The following is a 19,831-nucleotide window of genomic DNA, read 5'->3' as shown; positions in this document are numbered from 1 at the left end:
GCCGCCACCGGGCTTTTTTATTACGCTTTCTTACCGCCGTACTGGCTAAACCACGCCAGCATTCTCTGCCAGCCATCTTTGGCTGATTCTGCGTGATAGCTCGGACGATAATCGGCGTTAAACGCGTGCCCGGCATCCGGGTACACCACAATCTCCGCCTTCGCATTTGCCGCGCGGAGCGCATGGCGCATGATCTCTACCGAATCCAGCGAAATACCGGTGTCCTGACCGCCGTAAAGCCCTAGCACGGGGGCGTTTAACTCGGTGGCGATATCGACGGGATGTTTCGGTGAGTTCAGCGTTTTTTCACCCACCAGTTTGCCGTACCAGGCGACAGCGGCTTTGAGCTGCGGGTTATGCGCGGCGTACAGCCAGCTAATGCGTCCACCCCAGCAGAAACCGGTGACCAGCAGACGATGCGGATCCCCGCCGTTGCGCGCCGCCCAGCTGGCGACGTGGTCGAGATCGGCCAGCACCTGCGCGTCCGGGACTTTGCTGACCAGGTTGCTGAGCAGTGTTGGAATATCGCTGTAGTCGTTCGGATCGCCCTGACGGAAGTAGAGCTCTGGCGCAACGGCCAGATACCCTTCCAGCGCCAGCCGGCGGCAGAGGTCGCGAATGTGTTCGTGAACACCAAATATCTCCTGAATCACAATCACGATGGGCAGCGGGCCCTCTGCCGATTTTGGCCGTGCGTGCCAGGCAGGCATATTCTCCCCCTGCGAGGGAATGGAGGTCTCGCCCGCGGTAATTGCCGCTTCTGGCGTCGACACGATGGTTGAAGCATGTGGGGCCGCAGCAGGTGCAAAACCGGTTTTTTCAGTCATGGCATTCTCCGTACCAATGAGTTAGCGCAAAGGTAAATATAGACACCAGGTTAACAACTCACAGTGCCTTAAACGGTCTATCTTTTGTGCAGCACCTGGCGATATAACTTGTTAATGTGATGTAAATCACTTTTTTATGGAAAATCAATGTAATCATTTTCATTCATGGTGAGGTGCGTCACGAAAATATGCTTACTGCTTCTGTAAAGTACCGTTTTACTTCTTCTGACTAACCGACCCACAGAGGAGTCACCTATGTCTAAGTCTGATGTTTTTCATCTCGGCCTCACCAAAAACGATTTACAAGGGGCTACGCTCGCTATCGTCCCTGGCGATCCTGAGCGTGTGGAAAAGATCGCCGCGCTGATGGATAAGCCGGTCAAGCTGGCTGCCCATCGTGAGTTCACCACCTGGCGCGCAGAGCTGGATGGCAAAGCGGTGATCGTGTGCTCTACCGGTATCGGTGGTCCGTCTACGTCTATTGCTGTTGAAGAGCTTGCACAGCTGGGCATTCGTACTTTCCTGCGTATCGGCACCACCGGCGCTATCCAGCCGCACATCAACGTCGGCGACGTGCTGGTCACGACCGCGTCCGTTCGTCTGGACGGCGCAAGCCTGCACTTTGCACCGATGGAATTCCCGGCAGTGGCTGATTTCGAATGCACCACCGCGCTGGTTGAAGCCGCGAAATCCGTGGGCGCAACTACCCACGTGGGCGTCACCGCCTCTTCCGACACCTTCTACCCGGGCCAGGAGCGTTACGACACCTTCTCAGGCCGCGTGGTTAGCCGTTTCAAAGGCTCAATGGAAGAGTGGCAGTCCATGGGCGTAATGAACTACGAAATGGAATCCGCAACGCTGCTGACCATGTGCGCAAGCCAGGGTCTGCGTGCCGGTATGGTGGCGGGCGTTATCGTCAACCGTACCCAGCAGGAGATCCCGAACGCCGAAACCATGAAGCAGACCGAAAGTCATGCGGTGAAAATCGTGGTGGAAGCCGCGCGTCGCCTGATCTAATCCTCTCTTCTGAAATCAAAGGCCGACGCGTTCGGCCTTTATTTTTTGCGTAGCGCCTCGCAGGAAAACCCTTTCAAACTGGACGTTTATACAGCACAATTCTATTTTGTGCGGGTAATACGTTGATGCAGGGGGCATTGTGGATATCTCAGTCCTGATTTATGCGGTGATTGCGGTGGCGGGCGTGGCGATAGGCTGGCTCATTTCCAGCTATCAGCATGCACAGCAGAAGGCCGACCAGCTGGCAGAGCGCGAAGAGATAGTCGCTGAATTAAGTGCGGCAAAGCAGCAGCTTGCGCTGAGTGACCACTGGCGAGAGGAGTGCGAGCTGCTTAACAACGAGCTGCGCAACCTGCGAGATATCAACACCTCGCTGGAGGCCGATCTCCGCGAAGTCACTACCCGCCTTGAATCCACCCAACTGCATGCGGAGGACAAAATCCGGCAGATGATCAACAGCGAGCAGCGCCTCAGCGAACAGTTTGAGAATCTCGCCAACCGAATTTTTGAGCACAGCAACCGCCGCGTTGACGAACAGAACCGCCAGAGCCTCAACAGCCTGCTGACGCCGCTGCGCGAACAGCTGGACGGTTTTCGCCGTCAGGTGCAGGACAGCTTTGGCCAGGAGGCCCGCGAGCGGCACACGCTGGCGCATGAGATTCGCAATCTCCAGCAGCTGAATGCGCAAATGGCGCAGGAAGCGGTCAACCTGACCCGCGCGCTGAAAGGGGATAACAAAACCCAGGGCAACTGGGGAGAAGTGGTGCTGACCCGCGTGCTGGAGGCCTCTGGACTGCGGGAAGGATATGAATACGAAACGCAGGTGAGTATCGAAAACGACGCCCGCTCGCGAATGCAGCCGGATGTGATCGTGCGGCTGCCGCAGGGTAAAGATGTGGTGATTGACGCCAAAATGACGCTGGTGGCGTATGAACGCTACTTTAATGCGGACGATGATTACACGCGCGAGTCTGCGCTGCAGGAGCACATTGCCTCCGTGCGTAATCATATTCGCCTGCTTGGCAGAAAAGACTACCAGCAGCTGCCGGGTCTGCGCTCGCTAGACTATGTCCTGATGTTCATCCCGGTAGAACCCGCGTTCCTGCTGGCACTCGACAGACAGCCCGAGCTTATCACCGAAGCGCTCAAAAATAATATTATGCTGGTCAGCCCCACCACGCTGCTGGTGGCGTTACGCACCATTGCGAACCTGTGGCGCTATGAGCACCAGAGCCGCAACGCTCAGCAGATTGCCGATCGTGCCAGCAAGCTTTACGACAAAATGCGCCTCTTCGTGGACGACATGTCTTCAGTCGGGCAGAGCCTGGATCGTGCGCAGGATAACTACCGCCAGGCGATGAAAAAACTCGCCTCCGGACGTGGCAATCTGCTGGCACAGGCCGAATCATTCCGTAGCCTGGGGGTTGAGGTTAAACGCGAGATTAATCCGGAATTGGTCGAACAGGCCACCGCCCAGGACGACGAGTTTCGCCTGCGAGAAGGTGCGGACGAACAAAATACAAACAGTGAAGACAATACGTTAGCGGCGGATTTATCACCAGACGAGACTCCAGCGCGTTTCTTTCGCGGTGGTTGAAACGTAGGGCAAACGCGCCCAATCTGTTACACTTCACGAACATTTTACTGATAAGCAGGCTCTGAGATGGCTGACGATTCACAAGACACAACGCACTTTGGCTTTCAGACTGTCGCCAAAGCGCAGAAAGCTGACATGGTGGCCCACGTATTTCATTCCGTGGCGGCGAAGTACGATGTGATGAATGACCTGATGTCGTTCGGCATTCATCGCTTGTGGAAGCGCTTCACCATTGACTGTAGTGGCGTACGTCGCGGACAAACGGTGCTGGATTTAGCCGGCGGTACGGGCGATTTAACCGCGAAATTCTCCCGCCTGGTGGGCGAAACCGGTCGCGTTGTTCTCGCCGATATTAATGACTCCATGCTGAAAATGGGACGCGAAAAGCTGCGTAACATCGGCGTGGTGGGGAATGTGGAGTATGTGCAGGCAAACGCCGAAGCGCTGCCATTCCCGGACAATACCTTTGATTGCATCACGATCTCTTTCGGTCTGCGTAACGTGACTGATAAAGAAAAAGCGCTGCGCTCTATGTACCGCGTGCTGAAGCCGGGTGGACGTCTGCTGGTGCTCGAGTTCTCTAAACCGATCATTGAGCCGCTGAGCAAAGCCTACGACGCCTATTCCTTCCACGTGCTGCCGCGTATTGGTGAGCTGGTGGCTAACGACGCTGAAAGCTACCGCTATCTGGCGGAGTCTATCCGTATGCACCCGGATCAGGACACATTAAAAGCCATGATGCAGGACGCGGAATTTGAGAACGTTGAATATTTCAACCTGACGGCGGGTGTCGTCGCGCTGCATCGCGGTTACAAATTCTGAGTGGAGGTGTCCCGTGCCCTTTAAACCCTTAGTCTCCGCAGGCGTCGAGAATGTACTGAACGCTTTTCTGTATCGCGCTCCTGCGCTGAAATCTGCACGTCAGCGGCTTAACGGGAAGGTATTACGCATTGTTTTAAAAGAGTTCTCGACGCCGCTTGTGCTGGTATTCAGCGAACGCCAGCTTGACGTACTGGGGGAGTGGGAAGGTGAAGCTGACTGCTCGGTCATCACGCACATGAGCGTGCTGCCAAAACTGCGCGATCGCCAGCAATTAACGGCGCTTATCCGCAGCGGTGAGCTGGAAGTGGAGGGCGACATTCAGGTCGTGCAGAACTTCGTTGCGCTCACCGATCTGGCGGAGTTCGATCCGGCGGAGCTGCTCGCGCCTTTTATCGGCGACATTGCCGCCGAAGGCATCGGGAAAGTTCTTCATGGCGGCGCCTCCTTTGCGCGTAAAAGCCTCCAGCGCCAGCAACGCTATGCGGCGGAAGTGCTGACTGAGGAGTGGCGAATGGCGCCCGGGCCACTGGAAGTTGCATGGTTTGCGGAAGAGACCGCTGCTGTTGAACGTGCGGTTGATGCGTTAACCAAACGGCTGGAAAAACTGGAGGGCAAATGACGCCTGGTGAAGTTCGGCGCCTCTATTTTATTATTCGCACCTTTTTGAGCTACGGGCTCGACGAGCTTATCCCCAAAATGCGTATCACGCTGCCGCTTCGTATCTGGCGGCGGATGCTCTTCTGGATGCCCAATCGCCATAAAGGTCAACCGCTGGGTGAGCGTCTGCGCCTGGCGCTGCAGGAGCTCGGTCCGGTTTGGATTAAATTCGGGCAGATGCTGTCGACCCGCCGCGATCTCTTCCCGCCTCTCATTGCCGATGAGCTTGCTATGCTGCAGGATCGCGTCGCACCGTTTGACGGCGCGCGCGCGAAAAAGCAAATTGAAGAGGCGATGGGAAATGTACCCGTCGAGACCTGGTTTGACGATTTCGACATTAACCCACTGGCATCGGCTTCTATTGCGCAGGTGCATACCGCGCGTCTGAAAGAAAACGGCAAAGAAGTCGTTATTAAGGTCATTCGTCCGGACATCCTGCCAGTCATCAAAGCGGACATGAAGCTGATTTATCGTCTGGCGCGCTGGGTGCCACGCCTGCTGCCGGACGGGCGTCGCCTTCGTCCACTGGAAGTGGTGCGGGAATATGAAAAAACGCTTATTGATGAGCTTAACCTGCTGCGCGAATCGGCAAACGCCATTCAGCTGCGTCGCAACTTTGAAAACAGCCCGATGCTCTATGTACCTGAAGTCTATTCTGACTACTGCAGCCAGAATATGATGGTGATGGAGCGTATCTACGGTATTCCGGTTTCGGATGTGGTGGCCCTGGAGAAACAGGGAACAAACATGAAGCTCCTGGCCGAACGTGGCGTACAGGTCTTCTTTACCCAGGTGTTCCGCGACAGCTTTTTCCATGCGGACATGCACCCGGGCAATATCTTCGTGAGCTACGAACACCCTGAGGATCCGAAGTATATCGGTATCGACTGCGGGATTGTGGGGTCGCTGAACAAAGAAGATAAACGGTATCTGGCCGAGAACTTCATCGCGTTTTTCAACCGCGACTACCGTAAGGTGGCCGAGCTGCACGTCGATTCCGGCTGGGTACCGCCGGATACCAACGTTGAAGAGTTCGAGTTTGCGATCCGGACCGTTTGCGAACCGATTTTTGAAAAACCGCTGGCGGAAATCTCCTTCGGACATGTGCTGTTGAACCTGTTCAACACGGCTCGCCGCTTTAATATGGAAGTTCAGCCACAGCTAGTTTTACTTCAGAAAACATTACTTTACGTTGAGGGTGTAGGCCGACAGCTCTATCCTCAGTTAGACTTGTGGAAGACCGCGAAACCTTTCCTTGAATCCTGGATTAAGGATCAGGTTGGTATTCCGGCGCTGGTGCGCTCGCTGAAAGAGAAAGGCCCGTTCTGGATAGAAAAAATGCCTGAAATTCCTGAACTGGTTTATGACAGTTTGCGTCAGAGCAAGAACCTTCAGCACAGCATGGATAAAATCGCTCGCGAACTTCAGTCCAGCCGTGTTCGTCAGGGGCAGTCACGCTATCTCTTTGGGATTGGCGCAACGCTGCTACTGAGCGGTACGCTGCTGCTAATCAACCGCCCGGAGTGGCAGATGATGCCCGCCTGGCTGATGGCCGCCGGGGTGGTTGTCTGGCTTGCCGGATGGCGAAAAACGCGCTGAGTTTGCGTCGCTATCGACGGGTCGCATACGTATAATGCGACCTGACTCATTAATCATCTATCCCTGAGGAACGTGTATGGGTGGTATCAGTATCTGGCAATTGTTGATCATTGCCGTCATCGTCGTGCTGTTGTTTGGCACCAAAAAGCTCGGTTCTATTGGTTCCGATCTGGGCGCGTCTATCAAAGGCTTCAAGAAAGCGATGAGCGATGATGAGAGCAAGCAGGATAAAACCAGCCAGGACGCTGACTTTACTGCTAAATCCATCGCCGACAAGCAAGAAGAAGCCAAAAAGGAAGACGCTAAACGCCACGATAAAGAGCAGGTGTAAGTCGTGTTCGACATTGGTTTTAGTGAGCTCCTGCTGGTCTTTGTGATTGGCCTGATTGTGCTGGGGCCGCAGCGTCTGCCGGTGGCAGTGAAAACCGTTGCGGGCTGGGTTCGTGCGCTGAGATCGCTGGCATCGACCGTTCAGAATGAACTGGCGCAGGAGCTTAAGCTGCAGGAATTTCAGGAAAGCCTGAAAAAGGTCGAGAAGGCGAGCATGGATAACCTGACGCCGGAACTGAAAGCGTCAATGGATGAGCTGCGCGAGGCGGCGGAATCCATGAAGCGCTCCTACAGCGTTAACGATCCTGAAAAAGCGAGCGATGAAGCGAATACCATCCATAACCCGGTGGTGAAGGGCAGCGAGGAGCAGCGCGATGGCGTAACGCCTGCCAGCGCAGAACATCAGGCTGCCGCACCAGAACAGACGCCGCAGGAAACCGAATTGAAAAAACAGGCGCAGCCAGAAGAGCCAGTGGCAAAAGCGGCGGAAGTGAAGCCCGCTGCGTCTGTTTCCGAATCATCCCCCTCGTCGAGTGATAAAGCGTAAACATGGCAGTAGATGATACTCAACCGCTGATTGCGCACCTCATTGAGCTGCGTAAGCGCCTGTTAAACTGCATTATTGCGGTTTTGCTCATATTCCTGTGTCTGGTCTATTTTGCCAACGATATCTATCAGGTGGTCTCTGCGCCGCTGATCAAGCAGATGCCGCTGGGCGCAACGATGATTGCAACAGACGTTGCTTCTCCATTCTTTACCCCCATCAAGCTGACCTTCTGGGTGTCGTTGATTGCCTCTGCACCGGTCATTCTTTACCAGGTGTGGGCGTTTGTGGCGCCCGCGCTGTATAAGCATGAACGCAAGCTGGTGATCCCGCTGCTGGTGTCCAGCTCGCTGCTGTTCTATATCGGCATGGCGTTTGCCTATTTCGTTGTCTTCCCACTGGCCTTCGGCTTCCTGACGCATACCGCGCCGGAAGGGGTCCAGGTATCGACGGATATCGCCAGCTACCTCAGCTTTGTGATGGCGCTGTTTATGGCGTTTGGCGTGGCATTCGAAGTGCCGGTGGCCATTGTGCTGCTTTGCTGGGTAGGAGTAACGACCCCGGATGACCTGCGTAAGAAGCGTCCATATATTCTGGTGGGCGCCTTCGTCGTCGGCATGCTGCTGACACCGCCTGACGTGTTCTCGCAGACGCTGCTGGCCATACCGATGTACTGTCTGTTTGAGGTCGGCGTTTTCTTCTCGCGTTTCTACGTGGGTAAAGGACGTCGAGCGGATGACGAAGACGATACGTCCGACAAGACCACTGAAGAGTAAAACCAGCCGCCCGTCAGGGCGGTTGTTATATGGGGATTTGCATGTTTGATATCGGACTCAACCTGACCAGCTCGCAGTTTGCGAAAGATCGTGATGAGGTGGTTGCGCGTGCGTTTGCCGCCGGGGTGAAAGGACTGCTGCTGACGGGCACCAACCTGCATGAGAGCGAGCAGGCGCAGCAGCTGGCGCAACGATACGATCGCTGTTGGTCTACTGCTGGCGTGCATCCTCACGACAGCAGCCAGTGGACCGCGGAAAGCGGTGAAACCCTGCGCAGGCTGGCGAAGACACCGGAAGTGGTGGCGATCGGCGAATGCGGCCTCGATTTCAACCGTAACTTTTCCACGCCTGAAGAGCAGGAAAAGGCGTTCACTGCCCAGCTTGCGCTGGCGGCAGAGCTTGAAATGCCCGTATTTATGCACTGCCGCGACGCGCATGAGCGTTTCCTGACTCTGCTGGATCCGTGGCTTGAGAAACTGCCGGGCGCAGTGCTGCACTGTTTTACCGGCTCACGGCAGGAGGCGCTTGAGTGCCTGGAGCGCGGGCTTTATCTGGGGATTACCGGCTGGGTTTGCGATGAGCGCCGCGGGCTTGAGCTTCGGGAGCTGTTGCCAGCGATCCCGGCTGACCGGTTGCTCCTTGAAACGGATGCGCCTTATCTGCTGCCGCGCGATTTGAAACCCAAACCAGCATCGCGACGCAATGAGCCCGCTTATCTGGGGCACATTGTTGAGCGCGTCGCGACGTGGCGCGGAGAGGATCCGCACTGGCTTTCCGTACAGACGGATGACAACGTGCGTAAGCTGTTCGGGATAAATGTTTAAAGTTTACGGAAGTCGGTGTTTTTAACGCTCTGCAGCACCTGCTTGTTAAGCAGATTAAGCAATAGCATGGAGCGCGCTTCCCCGTCCGGCTCGGCAAAAATCGCCTGCAGGCCTTCGAAAGCCCCTTCGGTAATCACGACGCTATCGCCCGTGTAGGGCGTTTCCGGGTCGGTAAGGCCTTCGGGCTGCTGATAAATCGACAGCTGGTGGATCACCGATGAGGGAACCGTCGCGGGATGAGCGCCAAAGCGAACAAAATGGCTGACGCCGCGCGTGGCGCTGATGGTGGTGGTGTGGATCACCTCAGGGTCGAACTCCACGAACAGGTAGTTCGGGAACAACGGCTCGCTCACGGTTGTGCGCTTCCCGCGCTGCATTTTTTCAAGCGTGATCACGGGCGTCAGGCAATTGACAGACTGACGTTCAAGATGTTCCTGCGCGCGCTGAAGTTGCCCGCGTTTGCAATACAGTAAATACCAGGCCTGCATAATCACTCTTTCCCTTAGTTCGGGGCGCAAGCATATCAAAACCCTGGCGGGATCGCTAAGTTGATTATAATGGGCGAAAATGGGACAGAACGCATAACTTCACGCTAATTTAACAAAATTACAGCATCAAGCAGGCTTACGCCGTATAATGAAGCGCTTACAGAGAGGCCATGATTAACTGCATGAAATACCACGATCTCCGCGACTTCCTGACGCTGCTGGAAAAGCAGGGTGAACTCAAACGTATTACACTTCCTGTTGATCCTTATCTGGAGATGACAGAAATTGCTGACCGCACCCTGCGTGCCGGTGGCCCCGCGTTACTGTTTGAAAATCCGAAAGGGTACTCAATGCCGGTGCTGTGCAACCTGTTTGGTACACCGCGTCGTGTTGCACTGGGAATGGGGCAGGAAGACGTCTCTGCGCTGCGTGAAGTCGGTAAACTGCTGGCGTTTCTGAAAGAGCCTGAGCCACCGAAGGGCTTCCGCGATCTGTTCGACAAGCTGCCGCAGTTTAAGCAGGTGCTGAACATGCCTACCAAACGCCTGCGCGGCGCGCCGTGCCAGCAGAAAGTGCTGGAAGGCGATGCGGTTGATCTGACCAAAATCCCTATCATGCAGTGCTGGCCTGAAGATGCCGCTCCGCTGATCACCTGGGGGCTCACCGTCACGCGCGGCCCGCACAAAGAGCGGCAAAACCTCGGTATTTACCGCCAGCAGTTGATTGGCAAGAATAAACTCATCATGCGCTGGCTGTCGCATCGCGGCGGCGCGCTGGATTTCCAGGAGTGGTGCGCTGCGCATCCGGGGGAGCGTTTCCCGGTGTCTGTCGCCTTAGGCGCCGATCCGGCCACCATTCTGGGAGCCGTCACGCCCGTGCCGGATACGCTCTCTGAATATGCGTTTGCAGGCCTGCTGCGCGGAACGAAAACCGAAGTCGTGAAGTGTATCTCTAACGATCTCGAAGTTCCGGCCAGTGCGGAAATTGTGCTGGAGGGTTACCTCGAGCAGGGTGAAATGGCGCCAGAAGGCCCCTACGGCGACCACACCGGCTATTACAACGAAGTGGATAACTTCCCGGTGTTTACCGTGACGCACATTACCCAGCGTGAAGATGCCATTTACCACTCCACATATACCGGACGTCCACCGGATGAACCGGCGGTGCTGGGCGTGGCATTGAATGAAGTGTTTGTGCCGATCCTGCAAAAACAGTTCCCGGAAATTGTTGATTTTTATCTGCCGCCTGAAGGATGCTCGTATCGCATGGCGGTGGTCACGATGAAGAAGCAGTATCCTGGTCACGCTAAACGCGTGATGATGGGCGTATGGTCTTTCCTGCGCCAGTTTATGTATACCAAATTTGTTATTGTCTGCGATGATGACGTTAACGCCCGCGACTGGAATGACGTAATCTGGGCCATTACCACGCGAATGGACCCGGCGCGCGATACGGTGTTAGTCGAAAACACGCCGATAGATTACCTGGATTTTGCCTCGCCGGTTTCCGGTCTTGGCTCAAAGATGGGACTGGATGCCACAAATAAATGGCCTGGCGAAACCGACCGTGAATGGGGTCGCCCGATCAAAAAAGATCCTGCAGTGACCGCGCGAATTGACGCGATCTGGGACGAGCTGGCCATAATGAATAACGGTAAACCCTGAGCTAACCGTTAAGCCCTATAGACTTCCCGACAGAGAGAGCGAATGACAACCTTAAGCTGTAAAGTGACCTCGGTAGATGCCATCACCGACACCGTATATCGCGTCCGTTTAGTGCCTGAAGCGCCATTCTCTTTCCGCGCGGGTCAGTACCTGATGGTCGTGATGGATGAGCGTGATAAGCGTCCTTTCTCTATGGCCTCAACGCCAGCGGAGCAGGAATTTATTGAGCTTCATATTGGTGCGTCAGAGCTTAACCTGTATGCGATGGCGGTGATGGATCGGATCCTGAAGGAACGTGAAATCGTGGTGGATATTCCGCACGGCGATGCGTGGCTGCGCGATGACGAAGACCGTCCGCTGATCCTGATCGCTGGCGGTACGGGCTTCTCTTATGTGCGCTCTATTCTGTTGACCGCACTGGCGCGTAACCCGGACCGTGACATCACCATTTACTGGGGTGGCCGCGAAGAGAAACATCTGTACGACCTGTCTGAGCTGGAAGCGCTGAGCGTAACCCATCCTAACCTGCGCATTGAGCCGGTGGTTGAGCAGCCGGAAGAGGGCTGGCGTGGTCGTAGCGGGACGGTGCTGACGGCGGTGCTGCAGGATCACGGCACGCTGGCAGGGCACGATATCTACATTGCTGGCCGTTTTGAGATGGCGAAAATTGCCCGCGACCTGTTCTGTAACGAACGTGACGCGCGTGAAGACCGCCTGTTTGGCGATGCGTTTGCCTTCATTTAAATAAAAAACCCGCCCCTGACAGGCGGGAAGAACGGCAACTAAACTCTTTCTCTTCGCCAATGACGCCATAACTGCGTTGGCTGCGTTCGTTCTGACGTCATTGGCTTTGAGATACTTTTCCTGATTTACACTCTCTCAAACACCGTCGCGATACCCTGACCCAGCCCGATACACATCGTTGCCAGACCAAACTGGGCATCTTTGCGTTCCATCAGGTTGATAAGCGTCGTACTGATACGCGCTCCGGAGCAGCCCAGAGGGTGACCGAGGGCGATCGCGCCGCCGTTGAGGTTAATCTTCTCGTCGATCTGCTCCATCAGCCCCAGATCTTTAATGCACGGCAGGATCTGCGCGGCGAACGCTTCGTTCATTTCAAACAGGTCTATGTCGCTGGCGGTTAATCCCGCTTTTTTCAGCGCCAGCTTCGAGGCCGGAACCGGGCCGTAACCCATGATTGAAGGATCGCAGCCCACGACCGCCATCGAACGTACCCGAGCGCGAGGCGTTAAGCCCAGCTCGCGGGCGCGACTTTCGCTCATCACCAGCATCGCGGCGGCACCGTCGGACAGTGCCGACGAAGTACCTGCCGTTACCGTACCGGTGACCGGATCAAACGCAGGGCGCAGGGTAGAAAGCGCTTCTACGGTGGTTTCCGGGCGGATGACTTCGTCGTAGCTGAACTGCTTCAGTACGCCGTCTGCGTCGTGGCCGCCGGTCGGGATGATCTCATTCTTAAAGGCGCCAGACTGCGTGGCGGCCCATGCGCGAGCGTGAGAGCGCGCGGCAAAGGCATCCTGCATTTCACGGCTAATGCCGTGCAGACGAGAGAGCATCTCGGCGGTCAGGCCCATCATCCCCGCGGCTTTCGCCACGTTACGGCTCATGCCAGGATGAAAATCGACCCCGTGGCTCATCGGCACGTGACCCATGTGCTCGACCCCGCCCACCAGGCAGGCCTGCGCATCGCCGGTCATGATCATGCGCGCCGCGTCGTGCAGCGCCTGCATTGACGAACCGCACAGGCGGTTCACGGTGACGGCCGGAACCGAATGCGGGATCTCCGCCAGCAGCGACGCGTTGCGGGCGATGTTGAAGCCCTGCTCCAGGGTCTGCTGCACGCAGCCCCAGTAGATATCGTCGAGCGCAGCCGGATCCAGCGCCGGGTTACGCGCCAGCAGGCTACGCATCAGGTGCGCGGAGAGGTCTTCCGCACGCACGTTACGGAACGCGCCGCCTTTTGAACGGCCCATCGGGGTGCGAATCGCATCAACAATGACAACCTTTTCCATTGTGACTCCTTAAGCCGTTTTCAGCTCGCCAACCGGACGGGCTGGCTCAACTGCTGGATAGTAGGGTTCGTTATGGCGCGCTTTGTTACGCAGCCCTTCCGGCACCTCATAAAGCGGGCCGAGGTGCTGATACTGCTGAGCCATATCGAGATAGCGGGCGCTGCCGAGCGTGTCCAGCCAGCGGAACGCGCCGCCGTGGAACGGAGGGAAGCCCAGGCCGTATACCAGCGCCATGTCGGCTTCTGCCGGGCTGGCGATGATACCTTCTTCGAGGCAACGCACCACTTCGTTGATCATCGGAATCATCATGCGGGCGATGATCTCATCGTCGGTGAAGTCGCGTTTTGGCTGGCTAACGTCGGCCAGCAGACCATCTACCACGGCATCTTCTTCTTTCTTCGGTTTGCCTTTGCTGTCTTCTTTATAGCGCCAGAAGCCGAGGCCGTTTTTCTGTCCGAAGCGGTTGGCGTCGAACAGAGCGTCAATGGCGTCGCGATAATCTTTCTGCATGCGCTGCGGGAAGCCTGCCGCCATCACCGCCTGAGCGTGGTGAGCGGTATCAATGCCGACCACGTCCAGCAGATACGCCGGGCCCATCGGCCAGCCGAACTGTTTCTCCATCACTTTGTCGATTTTGCGGAAGTCCGCACCATCGCGCAGCAGCTGGCTGAAGCCGGCGAAGTAAGGGAACAGCACGCGGTTGACGAAGAAGCCCGGGCAGTCGTTAACAACGATCGGCGTTTTGCCCATCTTGCTGGCCCATGCCACCACTTTAGCGATGGTTTCGTCAGAGGTTTTTTCCCCGCGGATCACTTCGACCAGCGGCATTCGGTGTACCGGATTGAAGAAGTGCATCCCGCAGAAGTTTTCCGGACGCTTTAGCACGCTCGCCAGTTCGCTGATTGGAATGGTGGAGGTGTTTGAAGCCAGCACGGTCTCAGGACGAACTTTGTCTTCCGTTTCTGCCAGCACCGCTTTTTTGACTTTCGGGTTCTCAACAACCGCTTCAACGACGACGTCCACGCGGTCGAAACCGCTGTATTCCAGCACGGGCTGAATGGTGGAGATCACACCTGCAAGCTTCAGCCCGTCAATTTTTCCGCGCTCCAGCTGTTTATTCAGGAGCTTGGCCGCTTCGGTCATGCCCAGCGTCAGGGATTTCTCGCTGATGTCTTTCATCACTACCGGCACGCCTTTCCAGGCCGACTGGTAAGCGATGCCGCCACCCATAATGCCCGCGCCGAGTACCGCCGCATGTTTTGGCGTCTCAACGTTTTTGGTCAGCTGCCTGGCTTTACCCTTCACAAACTGATCGTTGAGGAAGATACCGACCAGCGCGCGAGCTTCATTGGTGTGCGCCAGCGGGACGAAGCTCTGATTTTCGAGCTTCAGCGCTTCATCGCGTCCGAGACGAGCAGCTGCTTCAATGGTTTTCACCGCCGTGATCGGTGCCGGGTAGTGTTTACCCGCCGTCTGCATCACCATGCCTTTGGCGATGGTGAAGCTCATGGTGGCTTCAATCTTGCTGAGTTTTAACGGCTCCAGTTTCGGCTGGCGTTTGGCTTTCCAGTCGAGATCGCCGTTAATGGCCTGACGCAGAATGGCGAGTGCGCCTTCAACCAGTTTCTCTGGCTTCACGACGCCGTCGACCAGGCCGATTTTCTGCGCCTGTTCTGCGCCGACATCTTTACCTGCGGCAATGATCTCCAGCGCGCTGTCGGCACCTAGCATGCGCGGCATACGCACGGAGCCGCCAAAGCCCGGCATGATGCCCAGCTTGGTTTCCGGCAGGCCGATGCGCAGGTCCGGCGTCGCCAGACGGTAGTCGGTCGCGAGTACGCATTCGCAGCCGCCGCCCAGCGCGTAGCCGTTAACGGCGGAAATGGTCGGGACAGGCAGATCTTCCAGACGATTAAAGACGCTGTTGGCAAAGTGCAGCCACTGGCTCAGCTGTTCTTCCGGGACCATGAACAGCGAAAGAAATTCGGTGATATCGGCACCGACGATAAAGGCCGCTTTGTTCGAACGCAGCAGCAGCCCTTTAAATTCAGGTTGTTTTTCAAGAACATCCAGCGCCTGGCCAAGACTGGCCACCGTCGCGGTATCAAGTTTGTTCACTGAGCCGGGGGCATCGAACACCAGTTCGGCAATGCCATCTTCCAGCCAGTTGAGGTACAGGGTGTCGCCTTTGTAGAGCATGTCAGTCTCCTGAATCCAGCAATTGGATCTGGTCATACCAGATGAATCGGAGTGTGGGATTTATGTTAATAAAATGCAAATTACTCATTAAGAAAATGCTGCATTGATCACGGTCGGTGGAAATCACGCAGCCGGAGTGAGGTGTGCTAAGATGCGATGACTTGAGGTCAAAAAAACGAAAGGAAGAATGATGGACTCACTGGCTTCGCTTTATAAAAATCATATCGTTACCCTACAGGAACGTACCCGCGATGTACTGGCCCGCTTTAAGCTGGATGCGCTGCTGATCCACTCCGGCGAGCTGATGAATACCTTTCTGGATGACCACGCTTACCCGTTTAAGGTGAACCCGCAGTTCAAAGCCTGGGTGCCGGTGACTCAGGTTCCAAATTGCTGGCTGCTGGTTGATGGCGTGAACAAGCCGAAACTGTGGTTCTACCTGCCGGTCGATTACTGGCACAACGTAGAACCGCTGCCGACCTCTTTCTGGACGGAAGAGATTGATGTGATTGCACTGCCGAAAGCGGACGGCATTGGCAGCCAGCTGCCTGCCGCGCGAGGCAACATCGGCTACATTGGCCCTGTTCCGGAGCGCGCGCTGGGTCTGGATATTCCGGCAGACAAACTCAATCCGAAAGGCGTGCTGGATTACCTGCACTATTACCGCGCGTATAAAACCGACTACGAACTTTACTGCATGCGTGAAGCGCAAAAAACGGCGGTGAATGGCCACCGTGCCGCGCACGAAGCGTTCCAGTCTGGGATGAGCGAGTTCGACATCAATCAGGCCTATCTGACCGCGACGGGCCACCGTGATACCGACGTGCCGTACAGCAATATCGTCGCGCTGAACGAGCACGCGTCTGTGCTTCACTACACCAAACTGGATCACCACGTTCCGTCGGAGATGCGCAGCTTCCTGCTTGACGCAGGCGCCGAGTACAACGGTTACGCGGCCGACCTGACCCGTACCTGGGCGGCGAATGCGGATACCGATTTCGCGCAGCTGATTAAAGACGTGAACGATGAACAGCTGGCGCTGATTGGCACCATGAAGGCGGGCACCAGCTATGTGGATTACCACATCCAGTTCCATCAGCGCATCGCCAAACTGCTGCGTAAGCACCAGATTGTGAAAGACATGAGCGAAGAGGCGATGGTCGAGAACGATCTGACCGGGCCATTCATGCCGCACGGTATCGGCCATCCGCTGGGCCTGCAGGTTCACGACGTTGCGGGCTTTATGCAGGATGACACCGGCACGCACCTGGCGGCACCGTCTAAATATCCTTACCTGCGCTGCACCCGTATTCTGGAGCCGCGTATGGTGCTGACGATTGAACCGGGGCTCTACTTTATCGAATCCCTGCTGGCGCCGTGGCGTGAAGGCCAGTTTAGCAAGCACTTCAACTGGGAAAAAATTGAGGCGCTGAAGCCGTTTGGCGGTATTCGCATCGAAGATAACGTGGTGGTTCACGAAAACGGTATTGAGAATATGACGCGAGACCTGAAGCTGGCCTAATGGAAAGCTGGCTGATACCGGCTGAACCGGTCACCTTTGTTGAGGAAATCAAGAAAAGCCGCTTTATTACGCTGCTGGCGCATACCGACGGCGTAGAGGCGGCAAAGGCGTTTGTCGAATCCGTTCGGGCTGAACATCCTGACGCGCGTCACCACTGTGTGGCGTGGGTGGCAGGGCCGCCGGACGATTCACAACAGCTGGGGTTTTCCGACGACGGTGAACCGGCGGGCACGGCCGGTAAACCTATGCTTTCGCAGCTGATGGGCAGCGGCGTGGGTGAAATTACCGCCGTGGTGGTGCGCTACTACGGCGGCATCCTGTTAGGCACGGGTGGACTGGTAAAAGCCTATGGCGGCGGAGTTCAGCAGGCACTGAATATGCTCACAACTATCCGCAAAACTCCGCTCACCGAATATACTTTGTTGTGCGATTACGCTCAGCTATCGGGCATCGAAACGCTGCTCAAACAGTTTAACGGCGTCATCGCGCACAGTGAATATCAGGCAATGGTGCAATTACGCGTGGCGCTTCCTCAGGGGGAGCTGGCTGCTTTTTCAGCAAAACTGGCTGATTTTAGTCGTGGTTCGTTGCAATTGCTGCCGATTGAAGAATAATCCCCACCTCACTTTTTGAATACCAAAGGAAGCGGCAGAGATGCATTTTCGTGCCATAACCCGAATCGTTGGACTGCTGGTCATACTCTTTTCCGGGACGATGATTCTCCCGGGACTGGTGGCGCTTATCTACCGGGACGGCGCGGGGCGGGCATTTACCCAGACCTTCTTTGTCGCGCTGGCGATCGGCTCGCTGCTGTGGTGGCCAAACCGTCGTCAGAAAGGTGAGCTGAAATCTCGCGAAGGATTTCTGATTGTGGTCCTGTTCTGGACGGTGCTGGGGAGCGTCGGTTCGCTGCCCTTCATCTTCTCTGAACAGCCTAACCTGAGCATCACGGATGCCTTTTTTGAATCGTTCTCCGGTTTAACAACCACCGGGGCGACGACGCTGGTGGGGCTGGATTCACTCCCGCACGCCATTCTCTTTTATCGCCAGATGCTGCAGTGGTTCGGGGGGATGGGGATCATCGTCCTGGCGGTGGCCATTCTGCCGATTCTGGGCGTTGGCGGCATGCAGCTTTATCGCGCCGAAATGCCCGGGCCGCTGAAAGATAACAAAATGCGCCCGCGTATTGCCGAGACGGCGAAAACCCTCTGGCTTATCTATGTATTACTGACGGTGGCCTGTGCGCTGGCGCTATGGTTTGCCGGGATGCCGGCTTTCGACGCCATCGGACACAGCTTTGCGACGATCGCTATCGGCGGGTTCTCCACCCACGATGCCAGCGTCGGCTACTTCGACAGCCCAACGATTAACACGATTATTGCCATTTTCCTGCTGATTTCAGGCTGTAACTACGGTCTGCACTTCTCTTTACTGAGCGGGCGCAGCCTGAAGGTGTACTGGCGTGACCCGGAGTTCCGCATGTTTATTGGCGTCCAGCTTACGCTGGTGATCATCTGTACCCTGGTGCTGTGGTTCCATGATGTCTACAACTCCGCGCTGACCACGCTAAATCAGGCGTTCTTCCAGGTGGTATCGATGGCGACGACCGCTGGGTTTACCACCGACAGCATCGCGCGCTGGCCGCTGTTCCTGCCGGTGCTGCTGTTATGCTCGGCATTTATCGGGGGCTGTGCGGGTTCTACGGGCGGTGGCCTGAAGGTAATTCGTATTCTGCTGCTGTTTAAGCAGGGCAACCGTGAGCTGAAGCGCCTGGTCCACCCGAACGCGGTTTACAGCATTAAGCTGGGGAACCGCGCGCTGCCGGAACGTATCCTCGAAGCGGTGTGGGGATTCTTCTCGGCGTATGCGCTGGTCTTTATCGTCAGTATGCTGGCGATTATCGCGACGGGGGTGGATGATTTCTCCGCCTTTGCGTCCGTCGTAGCAACATTGAATAACCTCGGGCCCGGTCTGGGCGTTGTGGCGGATAACTTTGCCAGCATGAACCCGGTCGCGAAATGGATCCTCATCGCCAATATGCTGTTTGGTCGTCTTGAGGTCTTTACGCTGCTGGTGCTGTTCACCCCTACATTCTGGCGCGAGTAAGGAGCCGTTGATGAAAACATTGATTCTTTTCTCTACGCGAGACGGACAAACGCGTGAGATTGCCGCTTATCTGGCGTCGGAATTAAAAGAGCTGGGTATTTACTCTGATGTGGTGAACCTGAACCGTGCGGAGCAGATAGCCTGGCAGGAGTACGATCGCGTGGTAATTGGCGCGTCAATTCGTTACGGGCATTTCCATCCGGCGCTGGATCGCTTTGTGAAAAAGCACACGGCGGTGCTCAACAAATTGCCCGGTGCCTTTTACTCGGTCAATCTTGTCGCACGTAAAGCCGAGAAGCGTACGCCGCAGACCAACAGCTACACGCGCAAGTTTTTACTCAGCTCGCCGTGGCAGCCTGACCTGTGCGCCGTCTTTGCCGGCGCTCTGCGCTACCCTCGCTACCGCTGGTATGACCGCTTTATGATCCGCCTGATTATGAAGATGACCGGGGGTGAAACCGATACGCGTAAAGAAGTGGTTTATACCGACTGGTCGCAGGTGGCCAGTTTTGCCCGGGAAATCGCACATTTAACGGGCGATTCGCGACATAAATAAGCGTTAAGTTTGAAAAGTGAGCTAACGAAAAGTTTTTTGTATTTTATGCTTGTCACGTCGGAATAACTCCCTATAATGCGCCTCCACTGACACGGAACAACGGCACACACGCCGCCGGGTCAGCAGAGAAAAGCAAAAATAAATGCTTGACTCTGAAGCGGGAAAGCGTAATATGCACACCCCGCGCCGCAGCGAAAAGCGAAGCGGCACTGCTCTTTAACAATTTATCAGACAATCTGTGTGGGCACTCAAAGTGACATGGATTCTTAA

20 protein-coding genes are annotated in these 19,831 nt (G+C 56.0%); 15 read left to right on the top strand and 5 right to left on the bottom strand.

All coding sequences use genetic code 11. The features are described 5' to 3' along the window. Positions 1–20: 20 nt before the first annotated feature. Positions 21–827, bottom strand: coding sequence for a dienelactone hydrolase family protein (locus tag INF68_RS00095; RefSeq protein WP_109846476.1), 807 nt, complete (start codon positions 825–827; stop codon positions 21–23). A 255-nt stretch (positions 828–1,082) separates the two neighbouring features. On the opposite strand from INF68_RS00095, the gene udp reads away from it, so the two are divergent. The 9 genes from udp to tatD all read left to right on the top strand — a co-directional run bounded on the left by udp (position 1,083) and on the right by tatD (position 8,993). Continuing rightward, on the top strand, positions 1,083–1,844 hold the full coding sequence (gene udp / locus INF68_RS00090) for a uridine phosphorylase (RefSeq protein ID WP_003860792.1): 762 nt from the start codon (positions 1,083–1,085) through the stop codon (positions 1,842–1,844). Between the two features lie 139 nt (positions 1,845–1,983). Beyond that, positions 1,984–3,441: a DNA recombination protein RmuC gene (rmuC, locus tag INF68_RS00085; RefSeq protein WP_126787379.1), complete on the top strand. Its 1,458-nt coding sequence runs from the start codon at positions 1,984–1,986 to the stop codon at positions 3,439–3,441. 66 nt (positions 3,442–3,507) lie between these two features. After that, positions 3,508–4,263: a bifunctional demethylmenaquinone methyltransferase/2-methoxy-6-polyprenyl-1,4-benzoquinol methylase UbiE gene (gene ubiE / locus INF68_RS00080; RefSeq protein ID WP_023309612.1), complete on the top strand. Its 756-nt coding sequence runs from the start codon at positions 3,508–3,510 to the stop codon at positions 4,261–4,263. A 13-nt stretch (positions 4,264–4,276) separates the two neighbouring features. Then, a complete protein-coding gene (gene ubiJ, locus INF68_RS00075; protein ID WP_109846475.1) occupies positions 4,277–4,882 on the top strand; it encodes a ubiquinone biosynthesis protein UbiJ in 606 nt (201 codons plus the stop codon). Beyond that, positions 4,879–6,519, top strand: a complete 1,641-nt coding sequence (gene ubiB, locus INF68_RS00070) for a ubiquinone biosynthesis regulatory protein kinase UbiB (protein ID WP_109846474.1) — start codon at positions 4,879–4,881, stop codon at positions 6,517–6,519. The genes ubiJ and ubiB overlap by 4 nt, the downstream gene beginning before the upstream one ends. Positions 6,520–6,595: 76 nt before the next feature. Beyond that, positions 6,596–6,850 (top strand): Sec-independent protein translocase subunit TatA, encoded by a 255-nt coding sequence (gene tatA, locus INF68_RS00065; protein ID WP_024908000.1) that lies wholly within the window; start codon positions 6,596–6,598, stop codon positions 6,848–6,850. A 3-nt stretch (positions 6,851–6,853) separates the two neighbouring features. After that, entirely contained in the window at positions 6,854–7,396 is a 543-nt protein-coding gene (tatB, locus tag INF68_RS00060; protein WP_126787380.1) for a Sec-independent protein translocase protein TatB, read from the top strand. Between the two features lie 2 nt (positions 7,397–7,398). Continuing rightward, entirely contained in the window at positions 7,399–8,169 is a 771-nt protein-coding gene (gene tatC, locus INF68_RS00055; protein ID WP_032646063.1) for a Sec-independent protein translocase subunit TatC, read from the top strand. A gap of 41 nt (positions 8,170–8,210) precedes the next feature. Beyond that, a complete protein-coding gene (gene tatD, locus INF68_RS00050; protein WP_126787381.1) occupies positions 8,211–8,993 on the top strand; it encodes a 3'-5' ssDNA/RNA exonuclease TatD in 783 nt (260 codons plus the stop codon). Here the strand turns inward: tatD and rfaH are convergent. Then, complete coding sequence (gene rfaH, locus INF68_RS00045; RefSeq protein ID WP_028015881.1) at positions 8,990–9,481, bottom strand: transcription/translation regulatory transformer protein RfaH; 492 nt, start codon at positions 9,479–9,481, stop codon at positions 8,990–8,992. The genes tatD and rfaH overlap by 4 nt on opposite strands. A 173-nt stretch (positions 9,482–9,654) precedes the next feature. Here rfaH and ubiD point away from each other — a divergent pair, with 173 nt between their 5' ends. Both ubiD and fre read left to right on the top strand, forming a co-directional pair. Next, the gene (gene ubiD, locus INF68_RS00040; protein ID WP_161496003.1) at positions 9,655–11,145 is read left to right on the top strand and encodes a 4-hydroxy-3-polyprenylbenzoate decarboxylase; all 1,491 of its coding nucleotides are present in this window, start codon (positions 9,655–9,657) and stop codon (positions 11,143–11,145) included. Positions 11,146–11,187: 42 nt separating this feature from the next. After that, complete coding sequence (fre, locus tag INF68_RS00035) at positions 11,188–11,889, top strand: NAD(P)H-flavin reductase (protein WP_008501516.1); 702 nt, start codon at positions 11,188–11,190, stop codon at positions 11,887–11,889. Positions 11,890–12,014: 125 nt separating this feature from the next. Here fre and fadA read toward each other — a convergent pair whose 3' ends face one another. Together fadA and fadB are read right to left on the bottom strand one after the other, a co-directional pair. Continuing rightward, a complete protein-coding gene (fadA, locus tag INF68_RS00030) occupies positions 12,015–13,178 on the bottom strand; it encodes an acetyl-CoA C-acyltransferase FadA (protein WP_008501515.1) in 1,164 nt (387 codons plus the stop codon). Between the two features lie 9 nt (positions 13,179–13,187). Beyond that, entirely contained in the window at positions 13,188–15,377 is a 2,190-nt protein-coding gene (gene fadB, locus INF68_RS00025; protein WP_126787382.1) for a fatty acid oxidation complex subunit alpha FadB, read from the bottom strand. Between the two features lie 190 nt (positions 15,378–15,567). On the opposite strand from fadB, the gene pepQ reads away from it, so the two are divergent. From pepQ to hemG, 4 genes are read left to right on the top strand one after another with little or no spacing between them, the layout of a single operon-like run. Beyond that, complete coding sequence (pepQ, locus tag INF68_RS00020) at positions 15,568–16,899, top strand: Xaa-Pro dipeptidase (protein ID WP_126787387.1); 1,332 nt, start codon at positions 15,568–15,570, stop codon at positions 16,897–16,899. Next, entirely contained in the window at positions 16,899–17,513 is a 615-nt protein-coding gene (locus tag INF68_RS00015) for an IMPACT family protein (RefSeq protein ID WP_126787383.1), read from the top strand. The genes pepQ and INF68_RS00015 overlap by 1 nt, the downstream gene beginning before the upstream one ends. A 40-nt stretch (positions 17,514–17,553) precedes the next feature. Further along, a complete protein-coding gene (trkH, locus tag INF68_RS00010; protein WP_023309600.1) occupies positions 17,554–19,005 on the top strand; it encodes a Trk system potassium transporter TrkH in 1,452 nt (483 codons plus the stop codon). A gap of 10 nt (positions 19,006–19,015) precedes the next feature. Continuing rightward, complete coding sequence (gene hemG, locus INF68_RS00005; protein WP_029739672.1) at positions 19,016–19,561, top strand: menaquinone-dependent protoporphyrinogen IX dehydrogenase; 546 nt, start codon at positions 19,016–19,018, stop codon at positions 19,559–19,561. A gap of 70 nt (positions 19,562–19,631) precedes the next feature. Here the strand turns inward: hemG and INF68_RS23120 are convergent. Further along, on the bottom strand, positions 19,632–19,831 hold a 200-nt coding region (locus INF68_RS23120; protein WP_227412745.1), incomplete at its 5' end, for a hypothetical protein.

It is taken from the genome of Enterobacter cloacae complex sp. P16RS2, assembly GCF_014982155.1.
In the GTDB taxonomy this organism is placed as follows: domain Bacteria; phylum Pseudomonadota; class Gammaproteobacteria; order Enterobacterales; family Enterobacteriaceae; genus Enterobacter; species Enterobacter cloacae_M.
This window is presented reverse-complemented; position numbering and strand designations above follow the sequence as displayed.